Genomic DNA, 22,035 nt, shown 5'->3' with positions numbered 1-22,035 from the left:
CATGACAATAACTTCTGAACAATTGATCGCACTGTTGCCGCTATTAATCGTCGGATTGACGGTGGTGGTTGTGATGCTGTCCATTGCGTGGCGACGCGATCATTTCACCAATGTCGCCTTGACGGTAATTGGTCTTAATCTGGCTCTGCTTTCTCTCTATTTTGTGGGACAGCAGGAGCCAATGGATGTCACGCCCCTGATTCATGTAGATCGTTTTGCGATGTTCTATACAGCACTTGTGCTGATTGCGAGCCTTGCAACGGCGACATTTGCCTACTCATGGCTGGAGAACTACCCCGATAATAAAGAAGAGTTTTATCTGCTGGTGCTGATTGCTGCTGTCGGAGGAATTCTGCTCTCTTCGGCTAATCATATGGCGTCACTGTTTATCGGGATTGAACTGATTACCCTGCCACTGTTTGGTTTAGTGGGCTATGCGTACCGCCAGAAGCGTTCTCTGGAAGCAAGTATCAAATACATGCTGCTGTCTGCGGCAGCATCTTCGTTCTTGCTCTTCGGTATCGCGCTGCTGTATGCAGAATCTGGTGACTTATCCTTCGCATCACTGGGTAAGAGCCTGAGTGACAGCAAGCTGCATGAGCCTCTGGTTCTGGCAGGGTTGGGCATGATGATTGTGGGATTGGGCTTTAAACTTTCCCTTGTGCCTTTCCAACTGTGGACGCCGGATGTTTATCAAGGTGCGCCAGCACCGGTATCGACCTTTCTGGCGACGGCAAGCAAGGTTGCTATCTTTGCTGTGGTTATGCGTTTATTCCTTGAAGCACCAGTGACGGATAGCGCAACTCTGCGTATTGCGCTGACGGTAATTGCTATTGCCTCTATCCTGTTTGGTAACTTGCTGGCTCTGACACAAAGCAATATCAAGCGACTGCTGGGTTACTCATCCATTGCACATCTGGGCTATTTACTGGTGGTGCTGGTTGCCATCAAAGATCACGCATTGGCAGAAGAGACGGCGGGTGTCTATTTGGTGGGGTATCTGCTTGCCAGTATCGGGGCATTTGGTGTTGTCAGCCTGATGTCCAGCCCGTACAGAGGGCCGGATGCGGATTCACTTTTCTCATATCGTGGCTTGTTCTGGCATAAGCCAATCCTGTCAGCCGTTATGACTATCATGATGTTGTCACTGGCAGGGATACCATTAACCTTTGGTTTTATCGGTAAATTCTACGTTATCGCGACGGGTGTTGAAGCAAGGTTGTGGTGGTTGACTGGCGCAGTTGTTTTGGGTAGTGCGATTGGACTTTACTACTACCTACGTGTGATGGTGAGTTTGTACCTGCCGGCACCGAAAGCGCTGAACCGCGATACACCACATAACTGGGCATTTACCTCTGGCGGGATTGTTGTATTGCTTACCGGATTACTGGTACTGATCCTCGGTGTATGGCCACAACCGTTAATTGATATTGTTCAGCTAGCGAAAAGCGGTTTGTAAGATAATAATCTGAAAATGAAACTTTAAAGACTCAGTCATGGTTGGCTGGGTCTTTTTTTTGAGGTTTGTTGTTTACTTTCCAATGATGATACGAACCAAAATAAATAAAAGAAAAAAGATAAGTAAGTAAAAAATAGATTTGCAAAATCCGTAAAAAGCACATGGACTTCGCGTACCATTGACAAATTGCTGCATCCCTTTTTCTTGAAGACGAGAAGATAATCTGCGAAATATCCATGTATAAATGAGGATATAAACAGGCCAAATAATGAGAATAATTTTAGCAAGTTCTTTTCCTCCGATAAGATAAAGTATCAGAGGGATCGTGAAAAATATTATAAGCGCACAATTGTCTAATTTACGCAATTCACTGAGTATTTTCTTATCATGTTTTTTTATTTTATATCTGGACAAAATAATTACGCCAAATGGATTTAAATTAACGTGAATCTTGAATGAGTAATTTAACTAACTAATTGTTATAAAACCAGATTTTAAGCACATTTTTGTGATGTTCATAATTTTTCTGATTTTCATTCTATCATAGAAATTTCCTTCATCACCATTCGATATATCCCTCTGTAAGTACAGTTGCTTTTATTTTTATGTTAAGGTGACTCGTTATGTGAATTGAGTTAATTATGATCACAAGATACCTGCACGGTATATAGCCCTTGATTGGGTTTATATGTAACCTATAGAAATCTCTACAAAAATTGCTTATTAGAGTAAATAGGAGATAGTGTCGAACATTAATTTTGAAGGATAATTATGAGTCAAGATAATACTGGTCAGGTAAAGACTAAAACTTCCATTAACCCACCAGTTTTTTTCTTCTCGGCGTTTTTAGTCATTGCACTGGTGACATTCGCTGGTTTGAAACCCAAACTTGCCGACCGATGGTTTAAGGCCTTACAGCAGGACATATTTGTTAATGCCAGTTGGTTTTATATCCTTGCTGTTGCTTTAATTTTACTTGCGGTCACCTATCTGGGGTTGTCCAGATACGGCAATATAAAACTCGGCCCCGACCATGCTGAACCCGATTTCAGTTATTTTTCTTGGTTTGCCATGCTGTTCTCTGCGGGCATGGGGATCGGGCTTATGTTTTTTGGCGTGGCTGAACCTGTCATGCATTATTTATCCCCTCCGGTGGGAACGCCTGAAAGCATTGCTGCTGCCAAACAAGCGATGAAATTGACTTTCTTTCATTGGGGGCTTCATGCCTGGGCAATTTATGCGATTGTGGCCTTAATTCTGGCATTTTTTAGTTATCGGCACGGTTTACCTTTAACACTGCGCTCTGCTTTGTATCCGATTATCGGCGATAAAATTTATGGGCCGATTGGTCATGCCGTGGATATCTTTGCTGTGATTGGCACTGTATTTGGTGTTGCCACCTCTTTGGGGTATGGCGTTCTTCAAGTCAATGCGGGCCTTAACCATCTGTTTGATTTACCTATTAATGAAACAGTGCAGGTGGTATTGATTATTCTGATTACTGCACTGGCTACCCTTTCCGTTGTTTCCGGTCTGGATAAAGGCATTCGCATTTTATCTGAATTGAATTTGGGTTTAGCGGTTTTATTATTGGTTCTGGTCGTGGTTTTGGGACCAACCGTGCTCTTGCTGAAATCCTTTGTGGAAAACACGGGGGGTTACCTTTCGGAAATTGTCAGCAAAACGTTTAACCTTTATGCCTATGAGCCCAAATCCAGTAATTGGTTAGGCGGCTGGACATTGCTGTACTGGGGATGGTGGTTATCGTGGTCTCCATTCGTTGGCATGTTTATTGCGAGGGTTTCCCGCGGCCGGACAATCAGAGAATTTGTGACAGGTGTTTTGTTTGTACCCAGTGGATTCACGCTGATGTGGATGACGGCATTTGGTAATAGCGCCATCGATCTGATTGCCAATAAAGGAGCAAAGGAGTTAGCCCATATCGTGCAGACAGATGTCTCTCTGGCGCTATTTAACTTTTTGGAACATTTCCCGTTTCCTGCTGTTTTGTCATTCATTGCTATGGTCATGGTGGTCATGTTTTTTGTTACCTCAGCGGATTCAGGCGCAATGGTGGTTGATACACTGGCTTCTGGTGGGGCGAGTCATACACCTGTCTGGCAAAGGATCTTTTGGGCAGGGCTAATGGGGGTTGTTGCCATTGCATTATTGGTTGCAGGGGGCTTGTCAGCCTTGCAGACTGTCACGATCGCCAGTGCGCTTCCTTTCTCGGCCATTTTATTGATATCCATCTATGGCTTACTCAAAGCTTTACGGATTGACGCATACAAGAAAGATAGCCAGCAAATGACCACAATCGCGCCGCCAGCCAGCCGCAATCCAATTCCGTGGCAACGGAGATTGAGAAACATCGTCTATTATCCTAAATGCTCGCAGGTGAAACGTTTTATGAATGAAATCATCCAAAAAGCAATGGAAATGGTAGCCGAAGAGTTGGAGAAGCAGAACAAAATTGTTGTGATCAATGATGAAATGGATGATCGCATTCATTTTGAAGTGGACTTTGGCGAAAACCTCAATTTTGTGTATGAAGTGCGTCTAAGGGGTTATATCCAACCTGCATTCGCCTTGGCTGGCTTTGAAGATGATGAAAGAAGCGAGGAGCAGAAATATTATCGTGCGGAAGTTTACCTTAAAGAAGGTGGGCAGGATTACGATTTAATGGGCTGGACTCAAGAGCAGATCATTCATGATATTTTGGATCAATACGAAAAACACATTCACTTTTTGCATTTGGTTCGTTAACAAAATCGATCATTAACAAAAAAGCCAGCAATCCCCAGGCGATTCCGTTTGGGGATTTTTTTATCCGATGCTTTATTAAGCATCAGCTTTTAGGATGGGAAAATATCAAAATGTGATTTGCTCCGTATTACTGTGCTTTTTATCGCCTTCCATCGGTTCAGTGACTATTCTTTTTATACATTGGGCTATTTCGCTGAGGGAAACTGAGTGCTGAAAACTTTACTGACTTCTGACGTTATCCAATGGGTTTCCTGTGCAAAAGATTGGCGTGAAGCTATTGCGATCGCATGCCAGCCACTGATTGATAACGGCGCGATTGAACCGAGCTATGTTGAAGCCATTTACCGTTCCCATGAAGAAATTGGCCCGTATTATGTCGTTGGCCCGGGTATTGCGATCCCACATGCAAGGCCCGAACAAGGGGCTAATCGCCTTGCTTTAAGTTTAACCGTATTTCATCAAGGTGTTGCGTTCGGCTCTGAAAATAATGATCCCATTAAATTATTAATCGTATTCGCGACAACAAACAGCAACAGCCACATTGAAGTGTTGGCTGAGCTGGCTGAACTTTTTGATGACCAACAAGAAATCAATCAATTAATGTATTCCGGTAGCCGGGATGAAATTTTTTCGATCGTTCAAGGTTACTGACCCATATCTACCCACATGGCGGGCAATATCATGAAAATTACAGTCGTTTGCGGTAATGGTTTAGGCACGAGCTTGATAATGGAAATGAGCATCAAAAATATCCTGCAAGAATTAGGTGTAGAAGCCAGTGTTGAACATGTTGATTTAGGCTCAGCCAAAGGAACCGTGAGTGATATTTTTGTTGGCACGAAAGATATTGCTGAGCAACTGATTATTCAGAATGCAGATAGAAAAATCATTGCGCTGGAAAATATGCTGGATAAATCTGCAATGAGAGTGCGTTTATCTGCGGCATTGGCTGAAATGGGCAAATTGTAATTGGAGGCGAGTATGGGTTTCTTCCGCTTTCTGATGAACGATGTGTTGTCAGAGCCTGCTGTTCTGGTCGGATTGATCGCCCTGATTGGTTTAGCCGTTCAGAAAAAAACGATAACAGAGTGTATCACCGGAACAGTAAAAACGATTCTGGGATTTGTCATATTAGGTGCCGGTGCGGGGTTAGTTGTTAATGCGTTGGGAGGATTCGCGACTATCTTCCAACATGCTTTTGGGATTCAGGGGGTAATACCCAACAATGAAGCGATTGTATCGATCGCTCAGAAAAGTTTTGGCAGAGAAATGGCGTTGATCATGTTCTTTGCCATGATTATCAATATCCTGATTGCTCGTTTCACACCGTGGAAATTTATTTTCCTGACGGGTCACCATACCTTATTTATGTCGATGATGGTGGCCGTTATCCTTTCCGTAGCCGGAATAAAGGGGATAACGCTAGTCGTTATCGGTTCGCTTGTCGTTGGGATTTCAATGGTCTTTTTTCCTGCCATTATCCACCCTTACATGAAAAAGGTTACAGGGGCTGATGATGTGGCTCTTGGGCATTTCTCGACGCTCTCTTATGTTTTGGCGGGTTTTATCGGCAGTAAACTGGGGAATAAAGCGCATTCCACAGAAGAAATGAACGTACCGAAAAGTTTATTGTTTCTGCGTGATTCGCCTGTTGCGATCTCTTTTACCATGGCGATTATCTTTATCATCACTTGCCTGTTTGCGGGTGACGATTTGGTCCGGCAAGTCAGTGGTGGGAAAAATAGCTTCATGTTTGCGGTGATGCAATCCATCACATTTGCGGCAGGAGTTTATATCATCTTACAAGGTGTCAGAATGGTGATTGCCGAGATTGTGCCTGCATTTAAGGGGATCTCTGATAAATTGGTGCCAAATGCCAGGCCCGCATTAGATTGCCCGGTCGTTTTTCCTTATGCACCTAATGCCGTCCTGATTGGTTTCTTGAGTAGCTTTGCCGCCGGTATTATTGGCATGTTTATTCTCTACATACTGAACATGACGGTCATTATTCCGGGTGTCGTGCCGCATTTCTTTGTTGGTGCAACCGCCGGAGTTTTTGGCAATGCGATGGGAGGGAAAAGAGGGGCGATACTAGGGGCTTTTACACAAGGCATGTTAATCACTTTTCTGCCCGTATTCCTGTTACCGGTATTAGGAAACATCGGCATTGCCAACACTACATTTAGCGATGCTGATTTTGGGATGGTAGGAATTTTATTAGGCATTATTGTGACTCACTGAAATTCGGGAAAACATCTTGTTTTTGCAGTTCAGTTTGTCAGGAAAACCAGAAGTATCTCTGGTTTTCCTGAAGTGTTATGACGACTTATCCCAATAGATTTTTAGTCTTTTTTGCTGGCATAAGGGCGAACATATTTCATAATACACTCAAGTTTTTCGCAAGTTTCCTGCCATTCTCTTTCTGGTTTTTTTGATTGAATAGGTCAGATATAAGCTGACGCAGCGAATCAGGAGAGAGAAAGTCCGTGTGCATGAAGAAATCCTATAAAAATGGCAGTAACGTAATAAGTCAAAGAATGGATGGGGTACATCTACACCTTATTCGGGTGTAAGTGCCTATTTGGGTTTAAGTGCCAATGCTCTTCTGAACCAAGGTGATTTTTCCAAAGAGACTGATAAAGCAGGCAACGTTTCAGTAATTCATCATGGGTGCCGCTATCACAAAGACGGTTTTGTTCTGAATAAGAGAATCAAACGCTTCTTGTACCAATCGCTCATTTTCGGGGTCCAGAGAAGCGGTTGCTTCGTCCAGAAATAAGACGGGAAACTGTTTCAGAATAGCGCGGGTACCCGCTTGCGTGACAGCTCAAATTTATGATTGCCAATATAATATGATTAACGGTTTGCAGCGCCGCGCTGTTTCCACCAATATCTGGAAAACGTTCGTATGACTACGGCTGAAGATTTATTGAAGAAAGGGATGAGTGTCATTGAAGTCGCTGTCGCAGTGGGTTATTCTAGCCCAAGTCATTTTTCCAAGCGTTTCCGGCAACATTATTTGATCAATCCCAAAGCATGGCAGGCGAAATATGCTGTCAGCCATACATCACTGGCAGAAAATATTGTAGCGAAAAGTCAGTAAAAGTTTTAGTGATGACAATGGATTATTGATTGATAGAGTCGGGTAAGCATAGATAGAGGAAAAATGATTCAGGATGGAAAAAACTGAGTCAGAATATTCTGACTTATTTTAAATAAACATCAAAATGAAGGGAATAATATGGCAAAAGGAAATTTTCTGACAGTTGGTGATAAAACAACGTGTGGCGGTGCAATTCTTACCGGAACCGACAACATTAAATTTTATGGAAAACAAGCAGCTATTGAAGGTTCTACTGTGACTTGTGGCAGATACTCAGGAAATTATGCCATTGTCGGAGGTGTTGCCTCTTTTCTGGATAAAGGAACAAAATTGGCGGGAACGTTGGATAGTCGGACAACCTGTCCTTGTCATGCCGGTCTTATACATTCCATTCCTGATAGTTATGAAAGTTAGGTAATTCAATTTGATAGCTTCTGTTTACTCCACTTTGACGTCACTTGAAATTTCTGGTGATAAGTTTGTGGCAACAGTGGAATACCATGTTCAAGATCATTTTGGTCTTGATGGTGATGATATTTTGAATTTGACTTATAAACAGTTCCGAATTTTTAGAGTTTGGTTTGTTCTACAGAGATGGGATAGATTGAAATTTAAGCCATTTATTACTGATATGAATGTAACGGAGGTTATAGAAGGTCAAAAATGATGAAAAACATTAACACTAAGAGGAAGTTATTGTTTTTTATAACCGTTATTAGTGTTTTTTCTGTTCTTTATTTTTTTATTAAGAACAGTGGAAATAATTGGTGTTCATAGCTTAACCCCAGGAAGTGGATATAGAGTTGTCTTAGTGAAAAACTTCCCATTGACCAGCTGGGGAAAAGTACATTGGTGGAATAAAAACAAAGAGCTGCTAAAGGAAAAGTATGATGTTCCATGCTCTTCTGAAGATGGAAGTTATGATATTGTTTTCGTTGATATAGGAAATGGATATAAGGTTGATCGTGGAACAGATGAAGATTCCGATCTTCTTTGTTTTGATGATATGAATGTAGACGCTAATTGTGTTGAAAAGAAATTTGTTTTTGAAATCTCAATGTCAGAAAATTTGGATCTTGAATATCATTGAAAATGATTTTTTCTAATTACTCTATATTGAATTTATGTTTGGCTGAAAATCTATCGGGTATATAGGCGGGTCAAAACAAGAGGATAAACCTCAGATGCTGTACCCGCCAATTCTTAATTTTATTGCATTTGTTAGTATAATATCTTTCTTATTTTTGAATAGTAAGATGATATTATTTGGTGAAAGAATTTTGATTATTCTTGAAGTGCTGATTCTATGCGCTTAAATGAAGCCAAAAATGCCTTTAAATAAGGTGGAAAGGTCAGGTTATTTTATGTATTGTTAATCAATATATTGGATAAGCCAAAGGTAAGTAGTATGGAAAGCTATAAAAAATATACAATGGATAAAGCTGATTTGATATTACGTCCTATTATTGGTGGAGAATTGATATTACTAAATTACGTCGGATTTGCACAAGAAAGCAGGTTTGAATTTTTGAGCAAGATAGACAATTGGGATAAGATGGAGGATTCAGAAATACTGGATCTAATTAATTTCAGGAAATACCTTTCGGGTGATATTTTTATCATCAATGAAGATTCCTATACAAAAGATCACGTTTATCTAATGGATGCCAATCATATTGATGATTTTGTTGGGAATTACTTAAAGTTAAATTCAAGTTGTTTTTTTGATGGCGATACTTTTTTCATATCTTCTTCCAATAAAATTATGATTGAATTTCAACATGATGGTTATGTTTTTTTACATAAATTACCAATCATGTTGAATAAACACAGTAATTTATTAATTTCAAATAAAGCAGCATGTTATATTTGATCTTTCATATCATTCAGGATTTGGATAGTTAATTTTATTTTCGTAAGCTTAAGTCTGATATAAAAATGTTACTATAGTGGCAATTTTATCGTGAATTTACTATATTATTGTCATAATAGTAACAGAGGCTATTCTCATGTTTTCTCTCTATACTGCCTATGATGTGCAGCATGAATTAAAAGATTTTATCAAGCGGCAACGTAAGCAACAAAAAATGTCCGTCGAAGATTTAGCTGAGCGTTCCGGCGTGCCCTATAGCACCATTAGGAAATTTGAGCGTACAGGTAATATCTCATTACGGCAGTTTCTTATGTTATTGGAAGCAATTGGTGAGTTACAGCCACTTCATGAACTCACTAAAGAGCGTAAGAGAGAACCCACCACGATTGCTGAGGTATTGAAAAATGCTTAATACTTCGCTGAATGTTAAAAGAAGATTTTCTGATGGAAGCTGTCGTTTTCAATCGATTGCCAATGAGTTGGGAATTGATAAATCATTAGTGACGGCCATTGCTCAGCATATGGAACAGAAATGGTTGGATCTAAAAATTTGACACAATAGTATCAATAATGGCGAAAAATCGTTAAAAATTGTCATTATAGTAACAGTGTTGTGAAAGCTGAGCGTATTGGAGGATTGTTTTTACAGGGGAAACCTCCGTCATAACCATTTCCTGACAAACTCTTCCAACAGCATCGGGCGGTCAAAATAGTACCCCTGTAAATAATCAACAGAATAGTTTTTGAGTTGATTTAGCTATTTCTGATTTTCAATGCCTTCTGCCATAATTTCTAAATTTAATTGCAGAGCAAGGTCAATGATATTCTCTACGAGTTCCTTGATAGGTAGTTTAGTTTTGTTATATCAGCAACATACCAGCCACCGCCTCGTTGTTTAATGTGGTACATAGCTGCATCAGCTTCTGACAAAAGTTGTTCCGCTGTTAAGTCACCGTTGGATAAGGCAATACCAATACTGAGAGTGATACGCAGGTGCTGGCCGTTAGGGAGAAGAATGGGGGTATCCATGGCATGAATGATATTTTTTGCAACGCGTTCTGCATCTTTCAAATCAGCGGAAGGCAGTAAGATAGCGAACTCATCCCCGCCAAGTCGGGCGACGGTATCTGTTTTCCTTACCCTTCTTTTTAAAGTGGCTGCTATAGTGACAAGAACGTGATCACCGGCTACATGCCCATAGATATCGTTGACATATTTAAGCCTATTGCCATCAATAAACAAGATTGCTGCACTTTCGCGCATGAATTTATCATTCATGACGGTTGAAAGTACGCGCTCAAAGGTGGCCCGGTTTGGTAAGCCGGTCAGGGAATCATGTTGTGCCTGCCAGGTTAAAACCGCTTTTTCTGTTTGTAAATGATGTTGCCACTCTTCCAATTCTTCGAGCAGGTGGTTAAAAACCTGGCTTAATTCATGCAGTTCAGCAATGTGGGCAGAAGGCACTCGCTGTGAAAACGCTCTCCGCTGACGGACGTCATGGGCGACGAGGGTAATATTCTGCAATGCCCTGACAATACCATCGTGCATGCGTAAGGAGAGGTAAAGGGAAATCACGGCACTGAACAGTAGGCAGGCGAACAGCACCAACAATGCCTGATAAATAAATTGGATGATATGGTCGCTGTTGCCAACTAACCAGACTGATCCTACTTTTTGTTGATGATGATAGATTGGCAGGATAAGAGGTTCAGGGAAAAGCCAATGTTCGACCAACATCTTAAAGTTACCCGTGCTGGATTCCTGATTTGCTTGCCAACTGGCCAATACTTGCTGTTTGGCATCAAAAATTTTGGCCTCGGTAAAACCATTATGAACCGCTATCATTTCTAATATTTCTGTTGCGGCAGTTTTATCCTGAAAAACCACGGCAGCTTGTGCTGTATGGGCGATGGTTGTGGAGAGCAGTTTCAGGTTGTTTTCGGCATATTTTTGCATGGCAAGCAGTGCCAATAAAGATAGGAATAATCCCACGACCGACAATATGATGAATGTAATGGTCAGGTGGATCCTGTGAAAGGCCTGGCGTAAGGTAGGGCGTGATGACATCAGTGAATAGCGCTTTTTCATACAGATTATTCCACCTTACGCGCCAATTGCAGGACATTCGGATTTATGCGCACTCCGCTGCGCGCCAGAATATCAAGGTTAAGGCCGAATGTTGCCTGAGTACTGGTTATGTTGAGGCAAAATGCGCTACCGGTTTCACAGTGTGGGTTATTTTCAGCAATCGTAAGCAGGGGTTTGTTATTTTTCTTGCTAATCACTTGCTGTTGAAGCTTCGGATCGACCAGACCATAATAAATAATGTCACATTTTTCTATTAATTGTCCTACGTTGAAATTCAGCGTTTCTATTTGTAATTCTGTGTAATCAGAAATCATATTAATGTGAGTTAACACGCTAATGTAATTGGACGGGGGGACCAGACATAAATGCAGCGTCGTCGGTGTAGCAGGCCAGTGTGTATAGCTGATGATTCCAGAAACTACCCGTGCAACATTTTCATTGATCTTCTCATTGACCTCAGGCATAGCCATTGCTACTGAATGACATATTACGTTAATTAAGAACAAGGTCGTCAGCACCCGTAGAAATAATCTGGAAATACAATGTCTAAAAATAATACGTCTAAAAATAATACGTCTAAAAACAATACGTCTAAAAACAATACGCTTACAAAGATGATGCGTCCTTTCAATCACTTGCATAACAAGTTCCAGTATTTGCCTTTCATATAGTCTAAATAATCGTGTTGAGATTATTAATAAAGTAAGAGCCTGCCCCATCATGGCATTAGTAGCACCAGTTGAGACAGGCTGTAAAATCTATTGCTAACCAAATACTGTATTTGGAGTTAATTTAATAACTAAAAGGTATAATATCTTTGGTTATTAATAGGTTGCTATCTCTATGTTGATAGTTTTTCATTGATACCCATTATATGTCCATGATTGTCATAAGTGATACTGGAAACTTTGCTTTGCCTTAAGACATCTAATAATTTTTGTTCCAAAGTAAGACTTTTTGCCACTTCTGCATGGGTTAGGGCAGGGCGATGATGGCTAAAAAAACCTCATAAACGATAAGTGCTTTCATAATTTTTGATGGTTCGTATAATTCTTTTTTTATTATGTTGTTAATGGGGAAAGATGTGAATCAAACTGCTGATGTCATCGCGGGGGTATGCGAATATCTCAATGCCGGAAATGTTAGTGAAACCGGCATTCAATCATTCTCCTTCACATTGCCGGCTGGCAGTAGCGTTCACTGGCTGGCATGGCTCTCTGTCCAGCCCCATTATCCGCAGTTTTATTGGCAACACCGGGATGGCCATGAAGAGGTTGTCGCATGTGGGAAAATTCGTTTGTTCAACAATATTGCTGGTGCCGAAAAATTTCTACAGCAATATCACCAAGTTTCGCAAATGCGGCTGTGGGGGCTGAATGCGTGGGATAAGATGGATTCTGAACATTGTCACCACCGTTATTTTTGTCATGACAATGTATGGCAGGATAAGCACAAAAATCAGGATAACCACGAAAATATCGCGGGTGGAGAAAGCTATCTGTTTTTGCCGAGGCTGGAATTGCGTCGCCATCGCGGTGAAAATCGGTTATACATTAACGTCGATGGAAAAGCCGATATTAAAAATGCCTGCCGGTTTCTCCGCCAACTTCTTCCGCACCAACCTTTCCTGCCACTACAAACGACCGTTTTAGAGGCAAAACATGTGCCTGAAAGTAAGCAGTGGCATATTCTGTTGGAACAAGCACTAGAGGCCATCACCAAGAGTAAAATGGAAAAAGTGGTCATTGCACGAAAAACTGAACTGACGTTAAATTCTCCATTGCAGGCTGCCCAATTTATGGCTGCCAGTCGTGAAGTAAACCATCGTTGTTATCATTTCATGCTTGCATTTAGTGCCAACCATGCTTTTCTTGCTTCGACACCTGAGCGGCTTTACTACCGAAATCAATTGCAGTTTTGTACCGAAGCATTGGCAGGGACCGTTGCAAATTCTGAAGATGATCAGGAAGCCGCTAAATTGGCGCAATGGTTATTGGACGATAAAAAAAACCAGCATGAAAATTTGATTGTTGTTGATGATATTTGTCAGCGCCTGCAAGGTGGCATTGCTTCAGTGGATGTCACTCCGCCTGATGTGATCCGTTTAAGAAAAGTCCAACATCTGCGCAGGCACATCCGTGGCGTATTGAGCCATGTATGTGATAGTGATTGCCTGCGTCGTTTGCAGCCAACAGCCGCCGTTGCAGGTTTACCCCGTGAAGCAGCCCGGCAATTTCTGTCAGACAATGAACCTTTCAATCGTGGCTGGTACGCTGGATCTGCGGGGTATTTATGTTTGGAACAGAGTGAATTTGCCGTTTCGTTACGTTGCGCGCATATTTATGACAATCTGCTGTCGTTATATGCAGGGGCGGGTATTGTTGCTGGTTCTGATCCGGAACAGGAATGGCTCGAAATAGAAAACAAGGCTGCTGGATTACGTACATTGTTGGTCAATTGAAATCCATCGGGCACATCGACAAATCTTGGATTTATTTTAACCAACTGGGGCCAGGTTCTTAGTAAAAGAATTTGGTTTCCAACGTTATTGTAATCACTGATTTAATCAATTAAGAAATAAATTATTTGATATCCAATCATTCAGGAAATATTTTTCTGATGGTTTTTAAATCAAATAATGGGTTTGTTTTTATATATAGAGTTCTTTCTTCTTATTAATACTTGATTGAATTAAAAGGAATAAATTAATTTTGAAGGTATTTTGTAAAACATGTGAAATATAACTATGTAAATTATTCCGGTTTGGAAAATAAACCATAGTCAAAATCTATAGAATGATAATAATTATTAGTTTGCTAATTATATATTATTTTTTAATTTCTTAATTTTTAGCATGATATTCATTGATTTCATCTATATATAATGTCATTTAGTAAACATTTAGAAAAATTACAGAATAAAACTCCAAATCAATATATAATTCAGTTTATTGTGTTGATCTATATCAGATAACCGCTATTATGATCTCGTCTTATCCGAAATGTGCGAACAAACCTTACAAGGCCACGTAAGGGGCTAAAGCCTGTTTTATTTGGATGCAAGACAATTGCTGTAGGTGCGTGATGTATCGCATTGAAACGGTCTATCAAGTAAGTGAACTTATTTCCATATCGTCTGTAATCAGTCGAGGGGATTTTTTGGTATATTGACTAATGGGGTTTAATTTAAATGAAATCTAAGCTGCTTATTTCTTCTCTTTTTGTATCTTCATTATTTTCTGCAACCGCAAATGCAGCTAATGGGACAATTAAATTTGAAGGAGAAGTAATACAGAATGCTTGTAAGGTTCATGGTGACTCTGCGGATCAAACTGTTGAGATGGGCGTCGTTAGTGCAGATGCCTTTAAAAAGGTAAATGACACTGCTGCACCAACAAGCTTCCAGATTAAATTGGTTGATTGTCCGGCAGATATGAAAGAAAAGAATGTCACTATTAAGTTTGATGGCCCAAGTGATAGTGATAACAGAGATCTTTTATCTTTGACTAAAGTAGATAACGCTGCAACGGGTGTCGCTATTGGCATTTATGAAGCTGATACTCAAGCTCGGGTTTCTGTCGCGGGAGCTTCTGAGCAAAATCTCCTTCATAAAGGCGCTGATCAAGAATTAAGATTTATTGCTAAGTATGTTGCTACTAAAGAAAAAGTAGGCCCGGGCTCTGCTAATGCAGTGACTAACTTTACAGTAGCTTATAATTAATAGTCCGATATTCTTAATATTATATCCACAATATTTCAAGCTGCAGAACTGTCAATCAATCTGCAACCTGAAAAATGAAGAGTATAAAACCTAGCAAGGATGCTCGGTTATTTAATTGAATATGACTAATCATGATTGGGCGGAGAAAATACCGTGTCGTGTTATCGTTTGTTTTTTTATGTTTTTTTATATTTTCTTGGTTGTAATGTTGCAATGGCAGGCGTCATTGTTGGTGGAACCCGAGTTGTTTATTTAAGTGATAAAAAAGAAGTTTCTATTTCTATTAATAATCCTGAAAAAGAAGCTGGTTATCTTATTCAAAGCTGGATACAAGATGAGAATGATAAAACAAAAACGCCTTTTATTGTGACACCGCCTTTATTTCAACTTCCGGCAAATAATGAAAATATTTTACGTATTGTCAAAGTTGACAATCAATTGCCAATGGATAGGGAATCTGTATTTTGGCTTAATGTTAAGTCTATTCCTGAAACGAAAAGCTCTGATCCAACCGTAAACCAGTTGCAGATTGTCGTTAACTCACGTTTAAAGCTGTTTTATCGCCCCGTGGAACTGAAAGAAAAGGCAGCAACGGCTTATAAAGAAATAAAATTCAGGCAAGAAAATGGTTTATTATTGGCCAAAAATCCGACACCTTATTTTATCTCTTTTTCATCTCTTAATGTGGATAACCATGATATCAAACATGCAGGCATGATTAAGCCGTTCAGCCAATCAAGTTGGCCTTTGTCATTCAAAAATGCCAAAAAAGTAAGCTGGAAAGTTATCAATGATTATGGCGGCATAACGCAGGCTGAGTTTGCTGATCTTTAGTATTTGTTAATGACCTATTCATATTATTAGAAAATCAAATATGTCAAAAAATATCAATCGTAACCCTGCGAGAATATTATATTGTGATAGGAAAGGTAAATTTTTACTTTTCATATTGGTAATAGCCGGGAATTTTCTTTGTTATTTCACTGCGTATGCGGAACATAAATTTAATATCCATGCTCTGAAAATGGGTGGAAACTTGCCTGATGATGTTGATCTCTCAATTTTTCAATCTGGTTTCCAGCCATCTGGTATTTATTGGGTGAATATCTTTCTGAATAAAAAAGAGGTAAGTGAAGAACATATTGATTTTATTTTACAAGATGGCAAGTTACAGCCAAAAATCACACTCAGGCAATGGAAGGATATGGGAATTAAGGTTGATTCTTTTCCTGAATTAGCTGAATTATCCCCGGATACAGTGATTACAGATATCGGTAAATACATTCCTTCGGCCAGTACAGATTTTGATTTTAATCGACAGAGGTTGAATATCAGTATTCCTCAGGCAGCATTGAATTATCGTTACAGAGATTATGTTTCCCCTGAATTGTGGGATCAGGGATTAACTACGTTGTTGATTAATTACAGTTATAGTGGTTCGATAAATTGGCAGGATCAACGCAATTCAACACAGAATAATTATCTGAATTTAAGATCAGGAATTAATTGGGGAGCCTGGCGTTTACGTAATAATTTGACTTATTCTGATCCAAACCAGAACTGGAAAAGCCTCAGCACATATTTGCAGCGTGATATTCATCCTCTTAAGGGACAATTGACGATAGGTGATAGTTTCACCTCTGGCGATCTGTTTGATAATGTTGAGTTTCGTGGGTTTTTACTTACTTCTGATGAGAATATGTTGCCGGATAGCCAGAGAGGTTTTGCACCTATTGTACGGGGTATTGCGCAAAGTAATGCACAAGTGACAATTAAACAAAATGGTTATGTCATTTACCAGACTTATGTTCCTTCTGGGGCATTTGAAATTAGCGATCTTTATCCAACCGTTTCCAGTGGTGATCTGGAAGTTATCATCAAAGAGGCTGATGGTCGGGAGCGCAAGTTTATTCAGGCAATTACAACCGCACCTATTATGTTACGGGAGGGAAATGTCAGGTATTCGCTGGCAATGGGACGTTATCGCTCTGCCGGTAGTCACAGTCGCAAACCTCATTTTTCTCAGGGTACGTTGACCTATGGCCTTCACAATAGGTTCACTGCTTACGGTGGTACTATTTTATCCCCTGATTATCAATCTGCTTTATTAGGTTCTGGTGTGGATTTGGGAAATATCGGGGCGGTTTCTTTTGATATTACCCATGCCAAAGCTGAATTGGCATCCGGCAAACAGTCCTCCGGGCAATCCTATCGCTTGCGGTATGAGAAAGATTTTTCACGGACCGGGACACATTTGACGTTGACGAGTTATCGCTATTCAACAGAAAGGTTTTATGATTTTGCTGATGCTAATCGCTTTGAGGATGCCCGCCGATTGTTTGCGCGTTTTAATCCCAGAAGTAAGTTGCAGCTACAATTTAACCAAACATTAGGCAATTTGGGTGAGATTTATGTTATGGCGTTGCAGCAGGATTATTGGCAACAAAATGGTCGTGAGCGTTCACTGAATGCGGCTTATCACGTTAGTTATCAAGGGATCAATTATGGTCTGAATTATTCTTATAATTTGCGGCCACATGCTGATGAGCATGATCAAATATTCGCATTCAGTATCCATGTGCCTTTTGATCGTTTGCTGAAAAACAGTTGGGCCAATTATAGTGTCAATCTCAACAGGAATGACCGCATTTCCCAGCAAGTCAGCCTGAATGGGACAGCGCTTGAAGATAATAACTTGTTCTACAGTCTGCAACAGAGCTATGTCAACAAAGGGGAAGGCGGGAGTGGCAATATTCATGGGGAATATAAGGGAGCCTATGGTCGGATTAATGCTGGCTATAACTATCAATATGCGAACAAACAGCAACATGATAACAAACAACTAAACTACGGCATTCATGGAGGCATTGTCGTTCACCCTTATGGAGTGACCTTATCGCAAGAATTCGGTGATGCTGCGGTATTGGTTCAGGCAGAAGGGGCAAAAGGCATCAAAGTTACTAACAATACTGCGGTAGCCACAGACTGGAATGGTTATGCGGTTGTACCGTATGTGAGCAGTTATCGTAAAAACCGGGTTGCACTGGAACCACACTCATTTGCCGATGATGTCGATATTGATGTGAATACACAATCGGTCGTGCCAACAAAAGGCGCTCTTGTGCTCGCCCGCTTTCAGACACGAATGGGAAATAGAGCATTGATGTACCTGACTTATCGTGGCAGGCCAGTACCTTTTGGCGCTAAGGTCACTTTGGGAAAATCAAATGAAGGTGGTGAAAACAATAGCGCGATTGTCAGCAATGAAGGGCAGGTTTATCTCACGGCACTGCCGGATAGTGGCAGGTTACGGGTCAAATGGAGAGCATTGGATACCAAAATCTGTATGGTCAATTACACGTTGCCAAAAGAAAGACCTCAATCTGGCGTGTACACCTTGAACATGAATTGCGAGTAGGATCAGGCTTATCTATGTTTATCACCCATAAAACATACGTCCATAAAACATACGCCCATAAAAAATATCGGTTGCTATTGGCAATCAGCAGTATGCTGATAATTCTGTCAACTAATGCTTACAGCCACGCAAATTCCTGTCGTTTTGATATTAAATCTGTAGCCGAAAGCATTCCCATCAGTGAAGGCCAATTCCTGGTGAATCGGGAAATTAGAATTGGTGAAGTTATTGGCGCTTATCCCGTCAGGCAAGTGAACAGGAATGAATTCCATTGTGATGACTCGGAGAAGATAGAATGGGAGTTCACGGGATACCCCTTTAGCTTGACGAATAGCAGCGGGGGTATTCATGATTCGGGCGTACCCGGTATAGGAATCAGGTTCAATGACCAACCGAATGAAACCAAGATAGAGTTTGTGAAAACAAAATCTGAAACGGGTTCTGGCATGATAAAAAACGGTGTGATCACAGCACGTCTGGCCGGAACAGCTATATATTCCTATTCTCTCAGTAAAATACGCTTTATTACGCCCGCGTGTTCTCTGCAAGAAAAGAATATTCGTATTTCAATGGGCAAGATAGGAAGCTCGCAGTTTTCAGGGGCTAACAGCACGGCGGGAGAGCGTCATTTTGATATTGATTTGGCATGCAATGCCAATGTCCCTATTGAATTGGTCTGGAGCCCGATTATTCAGGGCAACGCGGGTGATATTCTGGGACTTGACTACGACAGAAACTCAGCAAGTGGGATTGGCCTTCAGGTTTTGTATCAGGATCAACCTATCGTATTCAACACATCAGTCAAATTAGGTAACAGTATGAATGGAATTTACTCTATTCCTTTCAAGGCGCGTTATATCCAGACCGATAACCACATTACGGCGGGTAAGGCCAATGCAACTGCAACATTGAATCTCATCTATCCTTAAATCTTCCCAATCAGAAAACCAGTCATAATTTTTTTTTATGACTGGTTTTATCTTTCTTATTACGCAATTGCATTTTTTAATGCGGAAATCTCTTTCCCTGTTGCCAACTAAATGACAATTCCTTGAACTAAGATAAGGAAATCGTTTTTACAGGCATTAGTATTAAAGAATACTTATATAATATCTCTTAATTATTACATTTTTTGAAAAGACGTTCTTGAGCATCATATGTCAAACAGCGCACTGAACCGCCGTTGGGCGGAACTTTTATTGGAAGCATTGACCCGCCACGGATTACGTCATGTTTGTATCGCCCCTGGTTCCCGTTCAACACCATTGACATTGGCCGCTGCAAAAAATCACAAGTTGATCCACCATACGCATTTCGATGAACGTGGGTTGGGGCATTTGGCTCTGGGATTGGCAAAAGCAAGTAAAGAACTCGTAGCCGTGATTGTCACATCGGGAACAGCGGTGGCTAATTTGTATCCTTCCTTGATTGAAGCTGGATTGACGGGAGAACGATTGGTGTTTCTCACTGCGGATCGACCGCCAGAATTGATCGATTGTGGCGCGAATCAGGCGATTCGTCAGATAGGTATTTTTGCTTCCCATCCTGACCAAACCCTTGCATTGCCACGCCCAACTACAGAAATTCCCGCTAATTGGCTGGTTTCTGCTATCGATAATGGGATGTCAAATCTGAAACAAGGGGTATTGCATATTAATTGCCCGTTTGCTGAACCCTTGTATGGTAATGATATGACGGCATATCAGGATTGGCAGCAAACGTTGGGGAAATGGTGGCAGGGACATGAACCTTGGCTGACCCAGACAGAGATGCTCACTACAGCGAAGGTAGCAGATTGGGATCACTGGCGACAAAAGAAAGGAATTGTACTGGCTGGCAGGATGAGCGCTGAAGAGGGCGAACTTGTCGCGCAGTGGGCAAAAGAAATGGGCTGGCCATTGATTGGCGATGTGCTGTCCCAAACAGGGCAACCTTTACCGTGCGCTGATTTGTGGTTGAATCATCAACGAGCACGGGAGATTTTGTCTCAGGGGCAATTGGTGATTCAATTTGGTGCCAGCCTGACAGGAAAACGGCTGTTGCAATGGCAGAGTCACTGCCAACCGGAACAGTATTGGATTGTTGATCCGGTTGCAGGCCGGCTTGATCCGGCAAATCACCAAGGCCGTAAATTTAATTGCCATGTGGCTGATTGGTTGCGGGAGCATCCGGCATATTGCCGAACATTTTGGGCTGATGAATTAAATTTATGGTCAAAAAAAGCGCTTAAATGTGTTGAAACAAAATTAGCAGGAAAATTCAGTGAGGCGGCAGTGGCGCATCAACTGCATCAATTATTACCGGAGCAGGGACAGTTATTTGTCGGCAATAGTTTGGTTGTCCGCCTGATTGATGCCCTGGGGCAGCTACCCGCGGGTTACCCTGTTTACAGTAACCGTGGTGCGAGTGGGATTGATGGATTAATCGCGACCGCAGCAGGGGTACAACGGGCAGCCAACAAACCGACACTGGCAATTGTCGGCGATCTCTCCGCTCTCTATGATCTGAATAGCCTGGCCTTATTGCGCCATCTTTCCACTCCCATGCTGTTAATTATCGTGAATAATAATGGCGGGCAGATTTTTTCATTGCTACCAACACCACAGGAAGAACACCAGCGTTTCTATTGTATGCCGCAAAATGTTAATTTTGACCATGCTGCTGCCATGTTTGGCCTGAACTATGCTGCGCCAGAAAATTGGTCGGAATTAAAGCAATACGCTGAGCAGGCATGGAAGAGTGAGGGAGCAACATTGATTGAATTAAAAGTAGCGGGCAGTGATGGAGCACTGAATTTACAAGCGCTGCTGGAACAGGTGGCTATGCTGTGAAACTGAATTGTCAGACGTTTCATTCAGATAACCCGGGAACATGGCTGGTTTGGTTGCATGGTCTATTGGGCAAAGGTGACGATTGGTTGCCTACAGTGGATGCTTGTGAGCACTACCCTTCATTGGTTATTGATCTACCGGGCCACGGTCATTCTGCCGGCATTACGGTGGCGGGAGGTTTTACTGAAATGGAGGAATTGCTGAGTGCAACCTTATCTGAGTATCAGATTGATGATTATTGCCTGATGGGTTACTCGTTGGGAGGACGCATTGCTATGTATCATGCGACTCACGGTAACCATAAAGGGTTGAGGGGATTGCTGGTGGAAGGGGGAAACCCCGGTTTACTTTCCCAAAAGGATCGCGATGTGAGATTGCAGCATGATCAGCACTGGGCACAACGTTTTCGTCAGGAACCGATAGAGGCTGTTTTGGCGGATTGGTATCAACAACCGGTATTCGCTGATTTAACGACGGCACAACGTAAGCAGCTTATTCATCGTCGCAGTAAAAACAGAGGAAAAAACATTGCCGGCATGCTGGAAAATACTTCTTTGGGTATTCAACCTTACTTGATTCCTGATTTACAGCAAATGACAATACCTTTCTCCTATTTGTGTGGGGAAAATGATCATAAATTTCAGAGCATAGCCAGACAATATACATTGCCATTAAAAATCATCCCACAGGTTGGACATAATGCCCATTATGGCAATCCTGCGGCTTTTTCTGCCGCAGTGAACCATTTTTTATCACTCTTTGGTTAAGGAAATTCAA

General features: G+C 41.3%; 21 protein-coding genes and 1 pseudogene. 19 read left to right on the top strand and 3 right to left on the bottom strand.

The genetic code is table 11. The features are described from left to right. The first annotated feature begins 1 nt into the window (after position 1). From nuoN to Xenpb_RS05060, 12 genes are all read left to right on the top strand, one after another. A complete protein-coding gene (nuoN, locus tag Xenpb_RS05115) occupies positions 2-1,459 on the top strand; it encodes an NADH-quinone oxidoreductase subunit NuoN (RefSeq protein WP_187653371.1) in 1,458 nt (485 codons plus the stop codon). A gap of 771 nt (positions 1,460-2,230) precedes the next feature. Beyond that, on the top strand, positions 2,231-4,225 hold the full coding sequence (betT, locus tag Xenpb_RS05110; RefSeq protein ID WP_187653370.1) for a choline BCCT transporter BetT: 1,995 nt from the start codon (positions 2,231-2,233) through the stop codon (positions 4,223-4,225). A gap of 207 nt (positions 4,226-4,432) precedes the next feature. Continuing rightward, positions 4,433-4,876 carry a PTS sugar transporter subunit IIA gene (locus tag Xenpb_RS05105; RefSeq protein WP_187653369.1) on the top strand — a complete coding sequence of 148 codons (444 nt, stop codon included), beginning with the start codon at positions 4,433-4,435 and terminating at the stop codon, positions 4,874-4,876. A 30-nt stretch (positions 4,877-4,906) separates the two neighbouring features. Next, on the top strand, positions 4,907-5,194 hold the full coding sequence (locus Xenpb_RS05100; RefSeq protein ID WP_187653368.1) for a PTS sugar transporter subunit IIB: 288 nt from the start codon (positions 4,907-4,909) through the stop codon (positions 5,192-5,194). A gap of 12 nt (positions 5,195-5,206) precedes the next feature. Next, a complete protein-coding gene (locus tag Xenpb_RS05095; RefSeq protein WP_187653367.1) occupies positions 5,207-6,466 on the top strand; it encodes a PTS ascorbate transporter subunit IIC in 1,260 nt (419 codons plus the stop codon). A 667-nt stretch (positions 6,467-7,133) separates the two neighbouring features. After that, on the top strand, positions 7,134-7,328 hold the full coding sequence (locus tag Xenpb_RS05090; RefSeq protein WP_255523024.1) for a helix-turn-helix domain-containing protein: 195 nt from the start codon (positions 7,134-7,136) through the stop codon (positions 7,326-7,328). 138 nt (positions 7,329-7,466) lie between these two features. Beyond that, the gene (locus tag Xenpb_RS05085; RefSeq protein ID WP_187653366.1) at positions 7,467-7,742 is read left to right on the top strand and encodes a PAAR domain-containing protein; all 276 of its coding nucleotides are present in this window, start codon (positions 7,467-7,469) and stop codon (positions 7,740-7,742) included. A 10-nt stretch (positions 7,743-7,752) separates the two neighbouring features. Continuing rightward, complete coding sequence (locus Xenpb_RS05080) at positions 7,753-7,995, top strand: DUF3289 family protein (RefSeq protein WP_187653365.1); 243 nt, start codon at positions 7,753-7,755, stop codon at positions 7,993-7,995. Between the two features lie 51 nt (positions 7,996-8,046). Beyond that, complete coding sequence (locus tag Xenpb_RS05075) at positions 8,047-8,418, top strand: DUF943 family protein (RefSeq protein ID WP_187653364.1); 372 nt, start codon at positions 8,047-8,049, stop codon at positions 8,416-8,418. Positions 8,419-8,736: 318 nt separating this feature from the next. After that, positions 8,737-9,201, top strand: a complete 465-nt coding sequence (locus Xenpb_RS05070) for a hypothetical protein (RefSeq protein ID WP_187653363.1) — start codon at positions 8,737-8,739, stop codon at positions 9,199-9,201. Positions 9,202-9,337: 136 nt separating this feature from the next. Further along, positions 9,338-9,613, top strand: coding sequence for a helix-turn-helix transcriptional regulator (locus Xenpb_RS05065; protein WP_187653362.1), 276 nt, complete (start codon positions 9,338-9,340; stop codon positions 9,611-9,613). Further along, positions 9,606-9,755 (top strand): hypothetical protein, encoded by a 150-nt coding sequence (locus Xenpb_RS05060; protein ID WP_187653361.1) that lies wholly within the window; start codon positions 9,606-9,608, stop codon positions 9,753-9,755. The genes Xenpb_RS05065 and Xenpb_RS05060 overlap by 8 nt, the downstream gene beginning before the upstream one ends. Before the next feature lie 274 nt (positions 9,756-10,029). On the opposite strand, the gene Xenpb_RS05055 is transcribed toward Xenpb_RS05060, so the two are convergent. From Xenpb_RS05055 to Xenpb_RS05045, 3 genes and pseudogenes are all read right to left on the bottom strand, one after another. Beyond that, the gene (locus Xenpb_RS05055; RefSeq protein WP_187653360.1) at positions 10,030-11,289 is read right to left on the bottom strand and encodes a diguanylate cyclase; all 1,260 of its coding nucleotides are present in this window, start codon (positions 11,287-11,289) and stop codon (positions 10,030-10,032) included. 5 nt (positions 11,290-11,294) lie between these two features. After that, positions 11,295-11,753, bottom strand: a complete 459-nt coding sequence (locus Xenpb_RS05050; RefSeq protein WP_255523023.1) for a YfiR family protein — start codon at positions 11,751-11,753, stop codon at positions 11,295-11,297. 377 nt (positions 11,754-12,130) lie between these two features. Then, positions 12,131-12,271, bottom strand: a pseudogene (locus Xenpb_RS05045) (PgaD family protein); the annotation flags it as partial. A 102-nt stretch (positions 12,272-12,373) separates the two neighbouring features. Here Xenpb_RS05045 and Xenpb_RS05040 point away from each other — a divergent pair. The 7 genes from Xenpb_RS05040 (at position 12,374) to menH (ending at position 22,025) form a co-directional block, all read left to right on the top strand. Next, the gene (locus Xenpb_RS05040; RefSeq protein ID WP_368666799.1) at positions 12,374-13,750 is read left to right on the top strand and encodes an isochorismate synthase; all 1,377 of its coding nucleotides are present in this window, start codon (positions 12,374-12,376) and stop codon (positions 13,748-13,750) included. 728 nt (positions 13,751-14,478) lie between these two features. Beyond that, entirely contained in the window at positions 14,479-15,009 is a 531-nt protein-coding gene (locus Xenpb_RS05035; RefSeq protein ID WP_187653357.1) for a fimbrial protein, read from the top strand. 153 nt (positions 15,010-15,162) lie between these two features. Beyond that, on the top strand, positions 15,163-15,843 hold the full coding sequence (locus Xenpb_RS05030) for a molecular chaperone (protein WP_368666798.1): 681 nt from the start codon (positions 15,163-15,165) through the stop codon (positions 15,841-15,843). Positions 15,844-15,883: 40 nt separating this feature from the next. Beyond that, complete coding sequence (locus tag Xenpb_RS05025) at positions 15,884-18,427, top strand: fimbria/pilus outer membrane usher protein (protein ID WP_187653356.1); 2,544 nt, start codon at positions 15,884-15,886, stop codon at positions 18,425-18,427. Beyond that, positions 18,328-19,356 carry a fimbrial protein gene (locus Xenpb_RS05020; RefSeq protein ID WP_255523022.1) on the top strand — a complete coding sequence of 343 codons (1,029 nt, stop codon included), beginning with the start codon at positions 18,328-18,330 and terminating at the stop codon, positions 19,354-19,356. Before Xenpb_RS05025 ends, Xenpb_RS05020 begins: the two co-directional genes overlap by 100 nt. 228 nt (positions 19,357-19,584) lie before the next feature. Beyond that, complete coding sequence (gene menD / locus Xenpb_RS05015) at positions 19,585-21,258, top strand: 2-succinyl-5-enolpyruvyl-6-hydroxy-3-cyclohexene-1-carboxylic-acid synthase (protein WP_187653354.1); 1,674 nt, start codon at positions 19,585-19,587, stop codon at positions 21,256-21,258. Continuing rightward, positions 21,255-22,025, top strand: coding sequence for a 2-succinyl-6-hydroxy-2,4-cyclohexadiene-1-carboxylate synthase (gene menH / locus Xenpb_RS05010; RefSeq protein WP_187653353.1), 771 nt, complete (start codon positions 21,255-21,257; stop codon positions 22,023-22,025). Before menD ends, menH begins: the two co-directional genes overlap by 4 nt. The last annotated feature ends 10 nt before the right edge of the window (positions 22,026-22,035 follow it).

Origin of the sequence: Xenorhabdus sp. PB62.4, from assembly GCF_014467285.1 — a bacterium.
Classification (GTDB): Bacteria; Pseudomonadota; Gammaproteobacteria; order Enterobacterales; family Enterobacteriaceae; genus Xenorhabdus.
This window is presented reverse-complemented; position numbering and strand designations above follow the sequence as displayed.

Coding starts and splice junctions, on each gene's coding strand:
- nuoN (WP_187653371.1), top strand. CDS start 2: ATGACAATAACTTCTGAACAATTGATCGCACTGTTGCCGCTATTAATC.
- betT (WP_187653370.1), top strand. CDS start 2,231: ATGAGTCAAGATAATACTGGTCAGGTAAAGACTAAAACTTCCATTAAC.
- Xenpb_RS05100 (WP_187653368.1), top strand. CDS start 4,907: ATGAAAATTACAGTCGTTTGCGGTAATGGTTTAGGCACGAGCTTGATA.
- Xenpb_RS05095 (WP_187653367.1), top strand. CDS start 5,207: ATGGGTTTCTTCCGCTTTCTGATGAACGATGTGTTGTCAGAGCCTGCT.
- Xenpb_RS05090 (WP_255523024.1), top strand. CDS start 7,134: ATGACTACGGCTGAAGATTTATTGAAGAAAGGGATGAGTGTCATTGAA.
- Xenpb_RS05085 (WP_187653366.1), top strand. CDS start 7,467: ATGGCAAAAGGAAATTTTCTGACAGTTGGTGATAAAACAACGTGTGGC.
- Xenpb_RS05070 (WP_187653363.1), top strand. CDS start 8,737: ATGGAAAGCTATAAAAAATATACAATGGATAAAGCTGATTTGATATTA.
- Xenpb_RS05065 (WP_187653362.1), top strand. CDS start 9,338: ATGTTTTCTCTCTATACTGCCTATGATGTGCAGCATGAATTAAAAGAT.
- Xenpb_RS05060 (WP_187653361.1), top strand. CDS start 9,606: ATGCTTAATACTTCGCTGAATGTTAAAAGAAGATTTTCTGATGGAAGC.
- Xenpb_RS05055 (WP_187653360.1), bottom strand. CDS start 11,289: ATGAAAAAGCGCTATTCACTGATGTCATCACGCCCTACCTTACGCCAG.
- Xenpb_RS05050 (WP_255523023.1), bottom strand. CDS start 11,753: ATGCCTGAGGTCAATGAGAAGATCAATGAAAATGTTGCACGGGTAGTT.
- Xenpb_RS05035 (WP_187653357.1), top strand. CDS start 14,479: ATGAAATCTAAGCTGCTTATTTCTTCTCTTTTTGTATCTTCATTATTT.
- Xenpb_RS05025 (WP_187653356.1), top strand. CDS start 15,884: ATGTCAAAAAATATCAATCGTAACCCTGCGAGAATATTATATTGTGAT.
- Xenpb_RS05020 (WP_255523022.1), top strand. CDS start 18,328: ATGGAGAGCATTGGATACCAAAATCTGTATGGTCAATTACACGTTGCC.
- menD (WP_187653354.1), top strand. CDS start 19,585: ATGTCAAACAGCGCACTGAACCGCCGTTGGGCGGAACTTTTATTGGAA.